The organism is Epilithonimonas bovis DSM 19482, assembly GCF_900108115.1.
GTDB lineage: Bacteria > Bacteroidota > Bacteroidia > Flavobacteriales > Weeksellaceae > Epilithonimonas > Epilithonimonas bovis.
Window position 1 is genome coordinate 1 of record NZ_FTPU01000035.1, and the last position, 16,025, is coordinate 16,025.

17 protein-coding genes and 3 pseudogenes are annotated in these 16,025 nt (G+C 36.2%); 17 read left to right on the forward strand and 3 right to left on the reverse strand.

Annotation, left to right across the window (positions count from 1 at the left end):
* The 5 genes from B0B05_RS12840 to B0B05_RS12860 all read left to right on the forward strand — a co-directional run.
* On the forward strand, positions 1 to 310 hold a 310-nt coding region (locus tag B0B05_RS12840), incomplete at its 5' end, for an IS1595 family transposase (protein ID WP_143746027.1).
* A gap of 120 nt (positions 311 to 430) precedes the next feature.
* Positions 431 to 3,628 carry a type I restriction endonuclease subunit R gene (locus B0B05_RS12845; RefSeq protein WP_076784032.1) on the forward strand — a complete coding sequence of 1,066 codons (3,198 nt, stop codon included), beginning with the start codon at positions 431 to 433 and terminating at the stop codon, positions 3,626 to 3,628.
* The gene (locus B0B05_RS12850; RefSeq protein WP_076784033.1) at positions 3,628 to 4,302 is read left to right on the forward strand and encodes a M48 family metallopeptidase; all 675 of its coding nucleotides are present in this window, start codon (positions 3,628 to 3,630) and stop codon (positions 4,300 to 4,302) included. Before B0B05_RS12845 ends, B0B05_RS12850 begins: the two co-directional genes overlap by 1 nt.
* Before the next feature lie 211 nt (positions 4,303 to 4,513).
* Positions 4,514 to 4,933, forward strand: coding sequence for a hypothetical protein (locus tag B0B05_RS12855; protein ID WP_076784034.1), 420 nt, complete (start codon positions 4,514 to 4,516; stop codon positions 4,931 to 4,933).
* 125 nt (positions 4,934 to 5,058) lie between these two features.
* Entirely contained in the window at positions 5,059 to 5,331 is a 273-nt protein-coding gene (locus B0B05_RS12860; RefSeq protein ID WP_076784035.1) for a hypothetical protein, read from the forward strand.
* On the opposite strand, the gene B0B05_RS12865 is transcribed toward B0B05_RS12860, so the two are convergent.
* Entirely contained in the window at positions 5,315 to 5,617 is a 303-nt protein-coding gene (locus B0B05_RS12865; protein WP_076784057.1) for a DUF4298 domain-containing protein, read from the reverse strand. The two genes, B0B05_RS12860 and B0B05_RS12865, sit on opposite strands and share 17 nt — an antisense overlap.
* 90 nt (positions 5,618 to 5,707) lie before the next feature.
* Between B0B05_RS12865 and B0B05_RS12870 the strand changes: the two are divergent.
* From B0B05_RS12870 to B0B05_RS12895, 6 genes and pseudogenes are all read left to right on the forward strand, one after another.
* A pseudogene (locus tag B0B05_RS12870) lies at positions 5,708 to 6,857 on the forward strand (glycosyltransferase).
* A 9-nt stretch (positions 6,858 to 6,866) separates the two neighbouring features.
* Positions 6,867 to 7,304, forward strand: a pseudogene (locus B0B05_RS12875) (serine acetyltransferase); the annotation flags it as partial.
* Between the two features lie 163 nt (positions 7,305 to 7,467).
* Positions 7,468 to 7,680 (forward strand): helix-turn-helix domain-containing protein, encoded by a 213-nt coding sequence (locus B0B05_RS12880; protein ID WP_076784036.1) that lies wholly within the window; start codon positions 7,468 to 7,470, stop codon positions 7,678 to 7,680.
* Positions 7,677 to 8,012: a HipA N-terminal domain-containing protein gene (locus tag B0B05_RS12885; RefSeq protein ID WP_076784037.1), complete on the forward strand. Its 336-nt coding sequence runs from the start codon at positions 7,677 to 7,679 to the stop codon at positions 8,010 to 8,012. Before B0B05_RS12880 ends, B0B05_RS12885 begins: the two co-directional genes overlap by 4 nt.
* A gap of 22 nt (positions 8,013 to 8,034) precedes the next feature.
* The gene (locus B0B05_RS12890) at positions 8,035 to 8,298 is read left to right on the forward strand and encodes a hypothetical protein (protein ID WP_143746028.1); all 264 of its coding nucleotides are present in this window, start codon (positions 8,035 to 8,037) and stop codon (positions 8,296 to 8,298) included.
* A gap of 108 nt (positions 8,299 to 8,406) precedes the next feature.
* Complete coding sequence (locus B0B05_RS12895) at positions 8,407 to 9,855, forward strand: ATP-binding protein (RefSeq protein WP_076784039.1); 1,449 nt, start codon at positions 8,407 to 8,409, stop codon at positions 9,853 to 9,855.
* Positions 9,856 to 10,056: 201 nt separating this feature from the next.
* Here B0B05_RS12895 and B0B05_RS17240 read toward each other — a convergent pair whose 3' ends face one another.
* Positions 10,057 to 10,344: a MepB family protein gene (locus tag B0B05_RS17240; protein ID WP_076784040.1), complete on the reverse strand. Its 288-nt coding sequence runs from the start codon at positions 10,342 to 10,344 to the stop codon at positions 10,057 to 10,059.
* A 222-nt stretch (positions 10,345 to 10,566) separates the two neighbouring features.
* Here B0B05_RS17240 and B0B05_RS12905 point away from each other — a divergent pair, with 222 nt between their 5' ends.
* A complete protein-coding gene (locus tag B0B05_RS12905) occupies positions 10,567 to 12,180 on the forward strand; it encodes a helix-turn-helix domain-containing protein (protein ID WP_076784041.1) in 1,614 nt (537 codons plus the stop codon).
* Here the strand turns inward: B0B05_RS12905 and B0B05_RS16455 are convergent.
* On the reverse strand, positions 12,128 to 12,550 hold the full coding sequence (locus B0B05_RS16455; RefSeq protein WP_076784042.1) for a serine hydrolase: 423 nt from the start codon (positions 12,548 to 12,550) through the stop codon (positions 12,128 to 12,130). The genes B0B05_RS12905 and B0B05_RS16455 overlap by 53 nt on opposite strands.
* A 448-nt stretch (positions 12,551 to 12,998) precedes the next feature.
* Here B0B05_RS16455 and B0B05_RS12915 point away from each other — a divergent pair.
* The 5 genes and pseudogenes from B0B05_RS12915 to B0B05_RS12935 form a co-directional block, all read left to right on the forward strand.
* Positions 12,999 to 14,450 (forward strand): annotated as a pseudogene (locus tag B0B05_RS12915) (TonB-dependent receptor plug domain-containing protein); the annotation flags it as partial.
* A gap of 53 nt (positions 14,451 to 14,503) precedes the next feature.
* Complete coding sequence (locus tag B0B05_RS17245) at positions 14,504 to 14,821, forward strand: TonB-dependent receptor domain-containing protein (RefSeq protein WP_394332787.1); 318 nt, start codon at positions 14,504 to 14,506, stop codon at positions 14,819 to 14,821.
* A gap of 45 nt (positions 14,822 to 14,866) precedes the next feature.
* Positions 14,867 to 15,169: a TonB-dependent receptor gene (locus B0B05_RS17250; protein WP_076784045.1), complete on the forward strand. Its 303-nt coding sequence runs from the start codon at positions 14,867 to 14,869 to the stop codon at positions 15,167 to 15,169.
* 4 nt (positions 15,170 to 15,173) lie between these two features.
* A complete protein-coding gene (locus B0B05_RS12930) occupies positions 15,174 to 15,719 on the forward strand; it encodes a MotA/TolQ/ExbB proton channel family protein (protein ID WP_076784046.1) in 546 nt (181 codons plus the stop codon).
* Positions 15,716 to 16,024, forward strand: a complete 309-nt coding sequence (locus B0B05_RS12935; RefSeq protein WP_076784047.1) for a DUF2149 domain-containing protein — start codon at positions 15,716 to 15,718, stop codon at positions 16,022 to 16,024. Before B0B05_RS12930 ends, B0B05_RS12935 begins: the two co-directional genes overlap by 4 nt.
* Position 16,025: the final 1 nt, after the last annotated feature.

Here is a 16,025-nt window from a genome sequence, read left to right on the forward strand (position 1 = left end):
AACCATAAAAGAATCGATTGATAATCAAAGCATTGTTTTCACGGATAAAAGCACATCATACGTTGATATTTCAGATTTTGTTGAACTTCATATCACCGAAAAATCTGATAAAGAAACTACCAACGAAACCTTAAAATGGGTTCACATCACCATCAGCAATGCTAAAAGAAATCTATTGGGAAATTATCATAAAATCAAAAGAAAATATCTTCAATTGTATCTCAACGAATTTATTTACAAACTAAATCGAAGATATTTCGGAGACAAACTATTCGAAAGGCTCATTATTGCTAATATTACAGCAGTATGATTAAAAACGGATATACATATTCTAAATAAACTAAAAAGAAAAAAACAAGGCTTAATGCAAGATTTATTATCAGGCAAAGTCCGTGTAAACTACTAATAACCCAAACACCAAACTACAATTATGATAATTTCTAACGATAACAAATACAGAGGGCAGCAAGGGCAAACGCTCAAATTAGATGAATACAGCAATGTAGAACTTCCGTTTATAGAACAACTCAAACAATTGGGTTGGGATAAAGAGCATAACGAAGTCATCCAATTGCAATTGCAACAAAAACCCGAAGACAGTTATCGTACGTCTTTTGCACAGGTACTCTTAGTACCAAAATTAGCAGAGGCATTAGGCAGAATCAATCCTTTTTTAACATCAGCTCAAATAGATGAGGTAATACGTAAATTATCATCTTTTACATCATCTAATCTTATAGAAAATAACGAGCGTGTATTAAGTCTCTTATTAGAAAATACTACCGTAGGACATAACGAACTAACAGGCGAATTAAGTCCTACGGTAAAATACATAGATTTCGATAATCCATCGAACAATACCTTCACTGCCATAAGTCAGTTTAAAATCAATATTGCAGGTACAGAAAAACACATCTTACCTGATATTGTATTGTTTATCAATGGAATTCCTGTAGTTGTCGTAGAAGCAAAATCATCAAAGGTGAAAGAACCAATTGATGAAGCGATCGATCAGTTACTAAGATATTCAGAACAACGTGATGCAGCAGACGAAGGGTGCAAAGAATTGTTTTATTACAACCAATTTGTAATTACAACTTGTCGTACAGAAGCACGCTTTGGCTCGATTACAACGCATAATAAGAAACATTTTTACCGATGGACAGATCCATATCCGTTAACGCTAAATGATTTAGACCACGGACAATCGTCTCCTAGCGATCAACAACGTTTGGTGGCTGGGATGTTAGCGCCTCAAAACTTATTAGATATCATTCGTGTATTTACAGTTTTCCAAGTAAACGCCAAAGGATATAAAATAAAAGTAGTCGGTCGTTACCAACAGTTTCGTGCCGTTAAAATTGCAACACAAAGACTTTTAGAAGGAAAAAATAATAAAGAGCGTGGCGGTATCATTTGGCATACACAAGGTTCAGGTAAATCCTTGACGATGATGTTTATGGTACGCCAAATGAAATTGATTACAAAATTAGCTTCTTGGAAAATTGTATTTGTTACCGACAGAACGCAATTAGAAGAGCAATTATCAAGCACAGGAAAAAGTATTGGTTTCAATATCAAAACAGCAGAATACATCAATCCTAAAACTACGCCTAATGGGAAGAGTTTAAAAGAATTGTTATCAAGCGATAATTCAGATATGATTATGGCAATGATTCATAAATTCCAAGAAAACGGAGATTTAGAAGGTTTAGGTATTTTTCCTGTTCTGAACCAAAGTCCAAACATTTTAATAATGACGGATGAAGCGCACCGTTCACAATTTTCGATGTTAGCGGCTAATTTAGACCGTGCCTTACCTAATGCTACATCAATCGGTTTCACAGGTACACCAACAGACAAAACAGAGCAAAAATATAAGGATTATATCGATAAATATACGATGCGTGAAGCGATTGATGATGGGGTAACATTAGAAATCGTTTATGAAGGAATCACACACAATGCTGAAGTTGAAGATAAACAAGCAATGGATGCTAAGTTTGAGGATGTATTTTCAGATTACAACCTTACAGAGCGCTTACAAATCTTAGGTTTTGGTACTAAAGATGCCTATATGGAAAGCGAAATTACGATTCGTGACAAAGCCAAACATATGGTTAATCATTATTTAGAAAACATTTTTACCAATGGATTTAAAGCACAAATAGTAGCTAATTCTCGAGAAGCAGCAGTTCGCTATAAAGTATTCATTGACGAAGTGATAAAAGAAGCCTTATCAGCTTTAGAAATAAATAATCCAATGCTTATTGATATCGAGACTTTGAAAAAAGTAGAGACAGCAGTAGTAATTTCTGGTAGTCATAACGATAAGCCATACATCAAAGCATTTACAAATTTAGCATATCACGAAAAATCAATTAAACGTTTCAAACTACCATTTGGTTTAACAGATGAAGATGATAAATCAATTGATGGTAATGTAGGTTTTATCATCGTAAATAATATGTTATTGACTGGTTTTGATGCACCTATTGAACAAGTAATGTATTTAGATCGTGTAATTGTAGAACATAATTTATTACAAACCATTGCTCGTGTAAACCGTGTAGGCCCTAAAGGGAAAGAAGTCGGTTTTATTGTCGATTATGTAGGGGTTGGTCATCATTTAAAACGTGCATTAGATAATTATGCAGAAAAAGAGCAACAAGAGATTATTGATTGTCTAAGAGATGATAAAGAGCTATTTGATGCTTTACAATTAGCTTATGATGATATAATGGATTTTCTTAAAAAGTACGGTTTAGAAGACTTACAGGATTCAGATGCTTTTTTTGATACATTTTATGATGAAGATGTTAGATATGAATACATTAAGTTATTCAATAAACTAACAACAGCATTTAATAATGTTTTACCAGATAAAAAAGCGTTAGACTATTTTAGAGACTATAAATCATTTGCAGAAATCAACAATTTGGCTCAACGTCATTTTATGGACGAACGTTTTAGTATGAAAGGCATACCGCCAAAATTACGTAAGCTTGTAGATGAGTTTTTAGTATCTAAAGGAATTGAGCAAACAATTGAACCTATTTCAATTATATCAGAAGATTTTGGAAAAGATGTAAAACCATATAAATCAGAAAAGTCACAAGCAGCACAAGTAGAACACGCAATTAGGCATTATATAGATATTAATTTAGATGAAGATCCTGAATTATTCGCTTCATTTTCTCAACAGTTAGAGGATATTTTAGAGCAGTTTAAGGGAAATTGGCAAAAAATTTACGAAGAGTTATTAAAGTTACGTGAGAAAATCAAAGATCGTGAGAAAGAAGTGACTTATGGATTAGATCGTAAAAAGCAAATGCCATTCTTCCGTATTTTCAAAAAGGACTTATTTGAAAATAGAGATTTAAACGCAGACGAAATTGCAAAGATGGTGGCTTTAACACAAGACATATCACACACTATTACAACGGAAATTCGATTAAAAGGATTTTGGGATAGTATTCCTGCTCAAAACAAATTAAAAGAAGAATTGAAAAAAATATTAATTTCTAAAGAATATTTCCAAATGCCGAATATGTTTAAAAAGCATACCGAAATTATTTCAAGATTATTGGAACATTCGAAGAAAAATCATTCTACAATTATAGGTTAATGGAGTTTAACTATACAATCATCTATTCAAAAAGAAAAACAGCAACTATTTCAGTAGAAAGGGATAGAAAGATAATTGTACGTGTTCCAGACGGATTATCAAATGAAAAGATAAATGAAATTGTATTAAGTAAAGAAAAATGGATATTAGAAAAATTAAACCACAATCAAAAATACAATCCAAACCCAAGTAGCAAAGAGTTTGTCTCAGGAGAAACTTTGATCTATTTAGGTAGAAATTACCAATTACAAATCGTTGGTGAACCTATAGATAATATAAAGTTCGAAAGAAGATTTATTATCTCTAAAGAGAATCAAGCGAATGCTAACGCTTTATTTAAAGAATGGTACAAGCTAAAGGCAATTGAAAAAATTAAACCGATAGCGAAAAATTATGCACAACATCTTGGAGTAGCTTATCAAGAAATTAAAATTTCAGAGATGAAATACCGTTGGGGTTCTTGTACAGCAGGTGGCAATTTATTGTTTAATTGGCGTATCGTGAAAGCACCAATATTTGTATTAGAATACGTGATAGTGCACGAATTAGCACATCTAATAGAGCATAACCATTCAGATGATTTTTGGAATATTGTTTCTGTTCAATTACCAAACTACCAAAAAGCAAAAGATTGGTTGAAATTAAGTGGAGAAATTCTGGAAATCGATTTTTGAATTGTGTTTAAATGATTAAATTATAAATAAAAAACTAATCATTAAAAACGAAATCATAGAAGGCGTAAAATTACTTTGCGAAACTTCTAAAACGATACAAAATTGCTACGAAAACAAACAGGTTTTAGTAGATGAAATCAACAGAGCGAAAAGGAGCGATATTGAAAAATGTTGGCAATATTATCAAAGCAAAAGCGGTGTAATTGTAGATGTGAGAAAAGAGTTGATTAAATATATTATTGACGGAGGAAATGTCACAGTTGATTTTCTTGAGAAATTAGTATCGAAGCATAAAGAAGGCAAAGAAAACCAATTCAAAACATATAAGAATTTTTATACTATATTCTATCCTACAATCACATTTTATGGTCACCAAAATTTAAGAGAATTTATTGAGAAATTTATTTCGCAACTTATTTTGGATTTAGGAATTGGTGAACACGTAAAATCAATTTCGTTTGATTTTCAGGGTGCCAGACAGCTCGGTAGTGATAGATATTGGTTAGCTATCTACAATAAACAACAGGAAAATCAGTCAACCGGCTTACAATTTTTTATTGATTTTCATCAAGGCAATATGTCCTATGGAATTTACAGGCATTCTGACAAATCTTATGTTAAGTTTGAATAAGAAATTTTCATCGTTTTTTAAGATTTTAAGATTGTTTATCACTACTAACCGACAAAAAAATATAAGGAGCCATCTGTTCAGGTAGCTCCTTTTTTCATATTTTAGTTTTACTACACACTAAAAATATGAGTGTTATCATGCCGGGAGTTTCCATAGGAAACAACTGTATTATCGGTTCTTTAAGCGTAGTAAGTTCTTCTGTTCCAGATAATTCGGTTTATGTTGGAAGTCCCGCGAAATTCATTTGTACTATTGATGAATATGGCGAACGATTGCTGACGAACAATGTGATGTATCCGCGAGAATTGGAACAAAACCGAAAAGCACTCGAAGATTATCTCCAAAAAAATCTTCCCCACACCTACAAACCTGTGAAAAATTCTACTCCACGCCCTTAACGCCAATTTTCAACATTCTTAGCGACAGTTCGCGGAAATCTCCCAACGTATTGTAAGCCGCATCTTCACTCAAAACACCGTGCGGGAAACCGACTGGAAATTTATTTTCGTTCGCCGCTTCGAAATCTTTGCTCCATTCTTCGCTGTAGTAATAACTATAAAGTTTTTGGTAATTGGGTAGGTTCTCTTCCCATTTTTTCAATAGATTTTCCATTTCCTTGATCAACTGGTCGGTTTGGTTCAAGGCATTTTCCATCTCGGTGATTCTTTCAAGATCAATTTCCATTTCCATTAAAATTTGTTGCAAAAATAAAATTTAAAAAAGACTAAACGTATATTTGATGAAAATTAAGTTTGCAAAGACGGTTTCCTTAGCATGAAAAAAAAGAAAATCCTCGTCCGAATCGGTTCTCTGCGTCATGGCGGCGCAGAAAAAGTTTTGGCGACTTTTCTTAAAAAACTTCCGGACGATAAATACGAAATTGATCTTCTACTGAATTTGTATTCCGGAAAATATCTGAGTGAAATCCCAGATTGGATTAATGTTATTTACCTGAACAAAGGCGAGATGATTACCACCAACCGGCTTCAGGATATTCCGGTAAAAGTTTTCCGCGTGATGTATCAGTTTGTTTTGTAGAAGTTTCCGAAACTGCTCTACTCCACGATTTTAAAGAATAAAAAATACGACATCGAATTTGCTGCAATCCACGGATTTCGCGATGAAATATTAAATTCGCCATTAAAGAATTCAAAAAAAATCGTCTGGATTCATAATGATTTACGCAAAACTCATTTTCACAACTACACCGACAACGAAATCCGGAAGTTTTTCGGTTTTGATAAAATAATGGTGATTTCCCAGCATATTCAGAAAGATTTTGAATCACTCGCAAAGAATGAGGATGAAAAGAGCCGGATTGTCCGCGTTTATAATCCATTGGATACTGAAGAAATTTTGCAAAAAAGCCGGAAGAGAAAAGCAGGAAGTATCGAACGCAGTACCCGTTTTCGTCTCTGTAGGAACCGTTTTTCCGCAGAAAGGTTTCGACAGATTGTTGAAAGTACATCAAAAACTTCTAGAAGAAGGATTTAATCACCAACTCAAAATTGTTGGTGATGGTTATGATTTTGAAAACATCAAAAAACTGAAATCTGATCTTGGTGTGGTCGATACTGCAGATATGACGGGCTTTACCGACAATCCTTATCCGCACTTTCGGAATGCGGATTTCTTTGTTCTGAGCTCGAGATATGAAGGTTTTCCGACGGTTTTATTTGAAGCAATTACTTTAAAAAAGAAAATTATCGCCACCGAAGTTTCGGGAGTTAGCGAAATGCTGGAAAACGGAAAATTAGGACTTATTGTAGAAAATTCCGAACAGGGAATTTATGGTGGAATGAAAAAAGCACTTGAAAATCCCGAATCTTTCGACAAATACCTGGAAAATATGAAAGGTTACCAAATGCCATTTACCCTCGAAAAATCTGTGCAACACATTCAAAAAATCATCGATAATCTTTAATTTTGTCTTATGCAAAGTAATCACACTAGTATCCAGAAGGATTTTTATAGGGAAAGCGGAAATTGGCTGTCTCCTTTGCAAATTTGGGCAAAATGCATCAATCCCAACTTGCATTTTATCTATATCTTACGGAAAACCCAGCATTACAGGAAAAACTCTGTATTAGGAATGTTTTGGCGATTAGTTTTAAGGCATCATCAAATTAAATACGGCTTCCAAATCTATCCGGAAACACAAATTGGAGAGGGTTTTTATTTGGGACATTGGGGAAACGTGGTGATCAACCCAAAAGCGAAAATTGGAAAAAACTGCAACATCGCACAAGGCGTATCGATTGCCCAAGCCAACCGTGGAAAAAATGAGGGCGTTTCTGTGATTGGTGACGAAGTGTGGATTGGTCCAAACGCGGTGTTGGTGGGAAAAATATCAATTGGCAGTAAATTGTTAAAAAAATAATACAATAATTTCTAAACTCTCTTATTACTATCTTTCCTCAAAGAATAAATTAAGTTATATGTTTTTAGATATAATAATATTCTATTTCCAATTTTATATCTATTTGCATATATTTTGTAAATTTGTATAACAATAGACGTAAAAGCATATAATTATGTATACCAACTTATCAAATTTTGTAAAACAAAAACGTAAAGAAGCTAATTTGACTCAAGAAGAATTTGCTGATAGAACAGGTGTTGCTCTTACTGTAGTTCGTAAAATCGAACAAGGAAAAGATAATTTGAGTTTAGCAAAGGTCAATCAGGTTCTTTTGATGTTTGGTAGTAAGCTTATTCCAATGAATTCTAAAGAAGTTGAGGAATGAGACAAGGAAAAGTTTTTTACAATGATACTTTTGCAGGAATCATTACAGAAACTAATGATGGCGAATATACATTTGCCTATGAGCCATCTTATATTAAAGAATATCCTAAACAGTTTCTAACATTTTCTATGCCTGTAACTGACAAAGTGTACAAAGACAAAAGATTGTTTCCTTTTTTCGAAGGACTTATTCCTGAAGGTTGGCTTTTGGATATTGCTTCTGATAACTGGAAAATCAATAAGAATGATCGGATGGGCTTACTTTTAGCTTGTTGTAAGAATTGTATTGGGTCGGTGAGTGTTGAACCTTTAGACTTATCTACTGATGAATAAGTGCCTTTTTTGTTATCAGCTTTTGAAAGACAACGAGGTTGACTTTCATAAAAAATGCAGTAAAAAAATCTTTGGAACAGAAACAGCTCCATTACTTAATTACACTCTGAGCGAAATGGAATTTTTAGCTAAGGGAGTCATAGAAACATCTATCTCAGTACCAGGTGTACAACCAAAATTGTCTTTAAGTTTCGTGAAAGAAAAATTACAAGATGGGACTAGAGGAAGATTAACCATTCTGGAAGCTTTAGGCGGAAATTACATTTGCCTGAAAACGAACATTTGAAATTAACAAGTGAATAAACTGAAAAATTTTTTATTTTATCTTAATTTGTAAAAATAAACATGTTGTAATGTGTTTATTTTTACTAAATTTGTATAAATAAGCGAAATAATGAACAATTCAAGACTTATTCCTACAGAAAAAATTATCGAAAGATTGCAATATGAAAATCCTTGGTGGATCACGCAAGAAATTCCGACGGTATATAAAGAAATGTCGAAACGCTTGTATTTCGAGTTATTTTATCCTTTTGTAAAAGAAAAAGAAATTCGTCGTGCAGTGGTTTTAATGGGACCAAGACGTGTTGGAAAAACTGTTATGATGTTTCACACGATTGATCAGTTAATTGCAGAAAAAACTAATCCACAACATATTTTTTTTGTACCCATAGATAATCCTATCTATGTCCATCTAAGTTTACAAGAAATTTTAGATCTCTGCAAAGAAGCTTTAAAAATATCAAACTTAGAAGATTGCTATATTTTTTTTGACGAAATACAATACCTAAAAGATTGGGAGCGACATTTAAAAGTATTGGTGGATAGCTATCCTAATACAAAATTTATTGTTTCAGGTTCAGCCGCTGCTGCATTAAAATGGCATAGCACAGAAAGCGGAGCAGGAAGATTTACTGATTTTATGTTGCCACCCTTAACTTTCCAAGAATTTATTCATTTAAAAAACAAAAATCATTTGTTGAAAAATGGATTTATAGAATATGGAGAAAAGCAACTTCCATATTATATTCCACATAATATTGATGAACTAAACAAGGAGTTTTTACAATACCTCAATTTTGGAGGATATCCAGAAGTGGTTTTATCTGAAAAAATTCAGAAAGATATGGGACGGTATGTAAAGAATGATATTGTAGATAAAGTGCTCCTTCGAGATTTACCTAGCTTATATGGGATAAAAGATGTACAGGAGTTGAATCGTTTTTTCACTTATATCGCTTATAATACCGGCAATGAATTTTCTTATGAGACAATGTCGAGAGATAGTGGCATACAAAAAGAAACTTTAAAAAAATATTTAGAATATTTGGACGCTGCATTCCTAATCAAGGTTCTTAACAAGGTAGATGTAAATGCGAAGCGATTTAAACGAATCACAAGCTTTAAAGTATATCTTACTAACCCATCTTTGCGAACGGCACTATTTTCACCTGTTAAAGAAACAGACAGCGAAATGGGTAACATGGTAGAAACTGCAGTATTGTCCCAATGGATGCACCGTGAAAATTTGGATTTAACCTATGCTCGCTGGAAAGATGGTAGATTTGAAGGTGAAGTAGATTTGGTTTTGGTAGATGATAAAAAATTTAAACCAGTTTGGGGAGTAGAAATCAAATGGAGCAATCGTTTCTTTGAGATGCCGCAAGATTTGAGTAGTCTCATACAATTTTGTAAATCCAATCAATTGAATAGTGCTTTGGTAACAACAATTGATAAAATAGAAGCAAAGAAGGTAAGTGATCTAAATTTTACTTTTGTACCTGCATGCGTTTATGCTTACAACATTGGGGAAAACACACTCAGAATGAAATCTACTAATTAACAGTCTGTATTACGATGTTTGTAAAAAAGCAATTTCAAAAAATGTCGCAGGATCTTAATCGTGTACCACTTTTGTACACCTCAATCTACGTAAAGTACCATAAATAAAGACTTATTTAGATTCTGTATCGGCAAGTAACCTGCAGAAAACAACATCCAGCCATAAAGACGGACCGCCGGCGGACATCTTGCTGGTTTCCTCTCACAAGATTATCATTAAAAAAACTCTTCCAGTCATACTAAGGAAAATCCGTTTTTTGTGGATGATTAGGATGTGATTTGCAGGCTCTGTAAATTTATCATGATTTAGATTTTCGAGATCCGTTAAATCAATGAAATATTCACTTTGGCATTTTTTAGTTCTTACAGCTTGTGGGTTCTCAGGGATATCCCAATCACGATAAATTCTGAAACCCCGTTTCCTCCCTTGTGACCGGTTAAAAATTTTATTCTCACTCAATATACTTTTTTGAAAACAGAAAAAATCCAAATATTGAATATTTGTAAAATAGTTTAGTTTAGAAGATTCTTGTGGTTAAACCTGGAAATTTTTTTAAAGGTAAAAATTCCTTTCCTTACTTTATTTGTTAATCTTCAAATTAATTGTTTAGCTTAAATTATGTTTATAATCTCCTGATTGGCTGGGAATAATTGAAAATTCATAACAGATATTTAGTTATTTTTGTAAATGCAAAATCACAAATATAGGGCTATGTCCGGACCAAAGCTGCTCATTTTAAGTATGTTCTTCATAGGGTATTTGATTTCTGCACAGGATGCGGATTCCTATAATCGCATTTACCGGAAAACATTTCTGGAAGTATGGGCAAAAGACCCTAAGGACGCACTCCGTATTGCAGACTCTTTGTACCAGAAATCCGAAACGCCTCATTATAAAGCAAAAAGTCTGATGCTCAGCGCAACTCTGTATCAGCAACAGTCAGATCTTCAAAAGGCTGTCTCTTTTGCAGAAAGATCTGAAAGTATCTTTGCTGGCACAGATGAGTACGAATGGCAATCCAGGATCTACGGCTTTTTGGCAACGCAATACCGGCTTTTGAAGCTCTATATCAAATCAAAGGAATATGCGCAAAAAGCCGTAGCAATCAACAGTAAGATCAAGGAGCCGGCACAACGAAATGTGACTATGGGCATGATGCTGCAGGAAATGGCCTATTACGAGATCTCTCTCAAGAATTATCAATCTGCCATTACGAATATAAAAAAAGCGCAGCGTTTTTTTGATGATGCACAGACAGAAAGGCCTCATTTTACGGGGAACAACCACCAGCTTCTGGGAGACTGCTATTATTCTTTAGCTAATTATCCGCAGGCAATTACCCATTATAAACTGGCAGAAAAAAACCTGGCAGCTGAGCCCGATGGTCATCTTATGGCGCTTACCTACAATGGCCTTGCCAAAGCATATCTGGAAGAAGGCAATATGGGCCAGAGTAAAATCTTTCTTGCCAAAGTGCAAAAAATGGCTCGGGAAACCGATTTTCCGCAACTCAAAAGTGAAGTGTATGAGACTGAACGTAACTTTTATGCAAAAAATGGACAGCATAATGCCTATAATGCTTCACAAAAAAAGTTAGACATTATTAATGATAATATAGAAGCAAAGGGTGTTGCCTTTATCAATAACAGTTACAGGAAAATGGAAAATAAAGCCATATCTGATAAGGCTGTCGGTGATCAACAAAAACTACTGATTGTAGTGTGGATCATCATTTTTATCATGGTTGTGGCGTACATGATGATCCGCCATCGTAACCAGAAGCGGGAGTTTGAACGGTTTAAGAAAAAATACTTTTCTGACAGAGATGAGTCCTTACATCCTACAAGAGAAGCTGAAAAAAATATTAATTATTTCCGGATAAAAACCCATACAAAAGTTGCAGAGGAGCTGGCAGCAAAGCCTTATCTCATGACAAGTGATACAGTGCAGCGGTTGTTGAAGCAACTCGAAGAATTTGAAAAATCAGACCTTTTTTTACATAGCAATATTTCGCTCTCAATGCTTGCTGCAAAATTCGGGACTAATACCAAATACCTGTCACATATCATCAATACGTACCGAAAAAAGGATTTTAATAATTACATTAATAGTCTGAGGATCCGTTATATCACACAAAAACTGACTACCTCCGGGCGTTACCGACAGTATAAGATTTCTGCCTTGGCCGAGGAATGCGGCTTTTCTTCTCAGGCTAAATTTTCTACCATTTTCAAAAATGAGACTTCTTTTTCGCCCACTGCGTTTCTTCGATTCATCGAAAAGGAAACCAATGTATTGCCGGATGAGAATACTGGTAAAATCTAAACGCTAAGTTAGAATTTATCTTCCGTTTTTTCGGTTGTATCTGTTTCAGCACCGGGGCGCTAAGATCTGGCAGCAGATGCTGATCTCTGGCAATACCAGCAAGAACGGAGGTGATGCTCTTGGTTACAGATTTTATACTGAAAACCGTATTCCTGTCAGCACCATGAAAGTACTGTTCATAAACAATTTGCTGATCTTTAGATATGATAAATGACCCCAGGCTGGGAATTGAATCATTCAACCTTTTGCTGAAGCCTTCTAAAAAGGCTTTTGATAAAGGGTAATGCTTTGGTTTTTGAGCCACGGATTTTACACTGAAGAACGGGATAATCAGCAATAGAGCGATTCTCAGGAGATGTCTTTGTTTCATCGTTTGGTTAAGGGTTTTCAAAAAGTAAATATCCGAATTATAAGCGGCCTTTCTTTAGGTTGTGGAAAAGTAAATATAATTCCCTGCTTACGTTTTCAATGCCTGTCTTTGATAAAAAAAATACTAATGCAACTTAGTGTACATTATAATAAATGTTTTAAATTTGCAATCCTGTTGCAATAGCAGTTTCAAGACTGGGATTATTGTTGAAGTCTTATGAATGAATAAAGTTCTGCAGCAGTTTTATTACTTATGAATAATTGTGTTGTCCTGCACACTGTGCATCTAGGTTTTATGATCAATTGTCAATTTCTTGGAGCGTATCATTATGGCGGTTGCCCTACAGTTTTTGAAAGACCAAAGATCAGTAATGCACAAACCGGCCAAACACAATACCTGTACCGATCAACTTTTTTATCAAATAAATAACATGAACAAAAAAATGTACATGCTGCTGCCACTACTGGCAGCTCAGGCTCATCATGCGCAAACTGTAAAAGACAGTACAGCAGCAATAGAGCAGGTTGTGATTACTGCCAGCCGCACAAAGCAGAAGCTCGTTAATGTGCCACAGAAACTTAGTGTAATAACAGCCTCAGACATCAATAAAACGTCATCTGCAGATGTCACTGATATTATCAAAAAAAATACAACAGTCGATGTGATCCAGTATCCTGGTTTATTGTCGGGTATCGGGATCCGGGGATTCAGGCCACAGTTCTCGGGGCTTACACAGCGGACATTGTTGTTGGTAGACGGGCGGCCTGCCGGTGCTACCAATATGGGTCTGTTGGATCAGAATTTTGTGGAACGTATCGAGGTGCTCAAAGGCCCTGCTTCTGCACTATATGGTTCACAGGCTATGGGAGGAGTGGTGAATCTGATTACGCCAAAGTCCACCGGGCCTGTTCATGGGAAAATGTCCGGATCTTATGGCAGCTTTGATACTTACACAGCATCTGTAAAAGCGGGAGGCAGTATAGACAAACGTTTTGATTTTGATGTTTCGGGCATGTTTTTCAAACGGGCATCTAATTACAGGACAGGGAAGGGCAATGTCTTCAGAAAAATACTGAAAGGGGATCAGGCCAAGCAGGTCTACAGCATCAACAGGAATGGTACAATACAGGATTCATTGGCTTATGTGAACGATGAATATGGCGACGGCGTCACAAGGCCTTATACCCAATACAGCTATTATACAACATCAGGAAGAGTGGGTTATAAAATCTCCTCCGGATGGCGTGTGGATCTCAGCAGCTCTTCTTTTGTGGCTAATAATGTAGAATCTCCGGGAGAAATCACGAAAAACGGGACCGATGCAGGGCTGAAGGATATTTACCGTTATGGCGGAGACCTTAGCATTACGGGTATACAGGGAATTCATGACCTGTCTTTCAAAGCTTATCTGTCCAGCGAAAAATCCAACAACTTTACCGTTCGCAATTCAAAAGGTGAAGTAATAGATAATCCCTTTCTTTCAAGAATCACCGGCTATAATTGGAAGGGTATCCAGCTGCGGGATCAGATTCACCTGGGCAGGCATCGCATCACCGCCGGATATGATTATAATTATGCTTACGGAAACCTGAAGGTATATAGCGCACCGGTAGGGCAGCAGGCTAATGAATACACCACATCTCCCAATTCATCACTGGTAAGCAACGGGATCTATGTACAGGGAAATCTGAATTTTCTGGATAATAAATTAATCCTTAATCCCGGTGCACGCATGGATTTTACCACGTTCAGCATTCTTGATACGCCTGGTTTTATCAATGAGCTCCAGACAGGCAGCAAAACCACCCGCTTTTTTAGCCCGAGTTTCAGTGGCCAGTACCGCTTCTTTGACCGTTTTGCCGTACATGGTAGTGTGGGCAGGGCTTTTGTTACACCAGATGCTTCTAATATTGCTGTGTTACCATTATTGGTAAAGGTACAGGTAAGATCACCATCAATCAGGGAAATTCTGATCTTAAGAACGAAAACAGCTGGTCTCAGGATTTTGGTGTCAAATATAACAGCAATGTCATATTGGCGGATATCACTTACTTCCGGACCGATGTCAAAGACCGTATCACTTCCAGAGCTCTTCCGCCGGAAACGCCTATGGTGATTGATGGTGATAAGGTGATGTCTGTTACCAATTATTTTAATTCCGACAAGAGCTACATCCGTGGCCTTGAGTTCTCTTTCAGTTACGATTTTGGTGCAGCAGCAGGCCGCTCCTATATGCTGAAACCTTTTGTAAATGTCAACCATTTCTTCTGATATGTTGACAACAGTGTAACAAACGGCATTTCACAGGAAAGTCTGATGACCAATATTGCCAAGGACAATTACATCTACGGGGTGGATTTTGGAACAGCAAAATTTTCCGGCAGGCTCAATGGCCGTTATGTGGGAAAACGCTGGGACCGGAATTATAATGATGTGCTGCGCCCACTGATTGAGCTGCCTTCATTTATGACCATAGATGCCAACATATCATACAGGATCAATAGCGTGCATGAGATTGGGCTGTATGCCGATAACCTGACGGATGAAAACTATTACGAAAAAAGAGGTTATAACCTGGCAGGACGAAATTTTAAAATCAAATACACCTTGAATTTTTAAAGATATGCAGAACATCTTAGAACAGATACTCTATATTATTTCAAAAATATTTCACCTGCCGGTTATCCTTGTGTTGCTGGGGCTTTTGGTCTTCATTTGTTTTCAGTGCGGGATCTTTGTGGCAGATTTTTACCTGAGGATACGGAATAAAAACGCCTTCACAGGAAAAACTTTACAGAAGATGGCTGAATGTCCCGATACTGACGCCGATGAGCGCGAAATTGCATTGGCAAAAATCATCCATGAAGCTCAGGATGACAATAACCGCAAAATACAAAGTGCCAAATACTGTGTTAAGATAGGCCCTACAGTAGGGCTTATAGGCACACTCTCACCAATGGCTACAGCCTTGGCTGGCTTATCGGCTGGTAATTTTGCTAGTGTTTCCCAGCAGATGGTGACCGCTTCTAGCACGACTATAATTGGTCTTATTGTAGGAGCAGCCGCCTACAGCATTGCCCATGTCAGGATACAGTGGCAACGCCGCGAAAGGTTTTTGCTGGATGCTGCTGCAGAGGACAATCTTAACCTGCTAAAATCTGCATCATGAGGTTTCTTAACAGAACTAACCTGGATGAAGATGCTCTCGGAGAAGAAGATCCGATGAATGGCGTCGCCCAGCTGTTTGATATCAGTATAGCTTTTATTGTAGCAGTGATTGCGGCCGTGTTTGCACTCCAGTCCCGCAATCCGCAACTGATGTCACAAGGCAAAGCTACACAACAGGAAGCTCAGTCCCAAAGTGTCAGCAGAAAGGCAACTGCAACTAAACAGTCCGGTAAAGGTAAGCGTCTCGGAACGGCCTACCAGCTGGACAATGGCGAAGTGATTTACGTTCCGGATGAACAAAATTAGA